Source organism: Bartonella sp. AC70YNML, assembly GCF_042196545.1.
Classification (GTDB): domain Bacteria; phylum Pseudomonadota; class Alphaproteobacteria; order Rhizobiales; family Rhizobiaceae; genus Bartonella.
On sequence record NZ_JBHIQK010000043.1, the window covers coordinates 1 to 1,233 of the forward strand.

Here is a 1,233-nt window from a genome sequence, read left to right on the forward strand (position 1 = left end):
TTCTTCTCTTTTTTCCGATCATTGGGATCATGTGCATAAAATTAACGAGAAAATTGAACAAAATACTTCCACAATTGAAAGAAGCGATACAACAACGCGATCAGGCAATTCGTATGCAGAATATGGAAGGGGGACAAAATGACGAGTAGTCTTATAACATTAATAGCCATTTCTTTCCTGTTCTTTACGCTCTTAAATGTTTTAATGTGGGCGCCAATCGTTGTCATTTATTACCTGTTTATCAAGCGTGCGCGGCTTTATTGTCGCGTGAAAAAGGAACTGAAATGCGTGCTGAATGAACGCGATATTGCCTTAAAACAGATCTCCCCAAAATAAAAAGCAGCAGAATGTTTGATAAAAAGCAGCTTTCTCTTGTTTGGCAAGACTATAAAAAAATATTCTATCTTTCTACGGTCATGGCGACTGCTCCAATAGTTATAACTGTTGTCGTTAAGATATGGAGAGGGCAGGACTTTGTTTCTCTTGTCGTATTCGAGCCGCTGGCATGGATGCTTGCCTGTATTTTTTTATTCTTACCGATTGTTTTTATTATGCGTTTTATCGTGACCCGTCAGTTGAACAAAATGATACGGCAATTAGAAGAAGAGGTTGAGCAGAAAGGAGCGCCCGTCATATTATACGATGTGAGCGAGGGGAAAAAGTGAGCGAGGGAAAAAAGTGAGCGAGGGGAAAGTGAGCGAGGGGAAAAAGTGAAGAGAGGCTTTTATTGCCATTAAGTATATTGCTTTTGACTTGTTCATTAAGGAGCATGGGGGACACTTCTCGTTTTATGCTTTTTTTATATTGGTGTCGTGTTTTTGAGAAAAATTGAGGCTCTTGCTTGAGTTGGTGCTCTTGCTTGAGTGGGATTTTTGCGAGCTTTTAAGGGGGATAAGTGAAGAGGGCTGCTCTTGGGTTTCACTTGCTGTTTCTGTTCTCTTAAAGAGAGAAAATCTTGTAACTTATTTTCTTTTTATCAAGCATAAAAATGTGTCTTACCAAGCGATATGGAGAGCGAAAAATCTATATTTAAAGCAAAAGATATTCTGGTGTTTGGGGAAAAAGAACCCATTTTCTTGCAGGTGGAGGCAAGGCGCATAGAGAAGGTGAGCCAAAAGCACACGTTTTGATCAAGACTTTTTGCTCCATGGAAAGGGCAACAGTGTTTTTAAAGAGCTTGGGGTGGAGGGGGAAAATTGAAAGAAAAGAGGGACATTTATTTATTTACGAGAC

2 protein-coding genes are annotated in these 1,233 nt (G+C 39.6%); both read left to right on the forward strand.

The features are described 5' to 3' along the window. Positions 1 to 138 precede the first annotated feature (138 nt). Positions 139 to 336: a hypothetical protein gene (locus ACFIMU_RS08630; RefSeq protein WP_375697034.1), complete on the forward strand. Its 198-nt coding sequence runs from the start codon at positions 139 to 141 to the stop codon at positions 334 to 336. 11 nt (positions 337 to 347) lie between these two features. Then, entirely contained in the window at positions 348 to 665 is a 318-nt protein-coding gene (locus ACFIMU_RS08635) for a hypothetical protein (RefSeq protein ID WP_375697035.1), read from the forward strand. The last annotated feature ends 568 nt before the right edge of the window (positions 666 to 1,233 follow it).

Excerpts from the sequence above, each read along its gene's own strand:
- ACFIMU_RS08630 (WP_375697034.1), top strand. The coding sequence starts at position 139 with ATGACGAGTAGTCTTATAACATTAATAGCCATTTCTTTCCTGTTCTTT.
- ACFIMU_RS08635 (WP_375697035.1), top strand. The coding sequence starts at position 348 with ATGTTTGATAAAAAGCAGCTTTCTCTTGTTTGGCAAGACTATAAAAAA.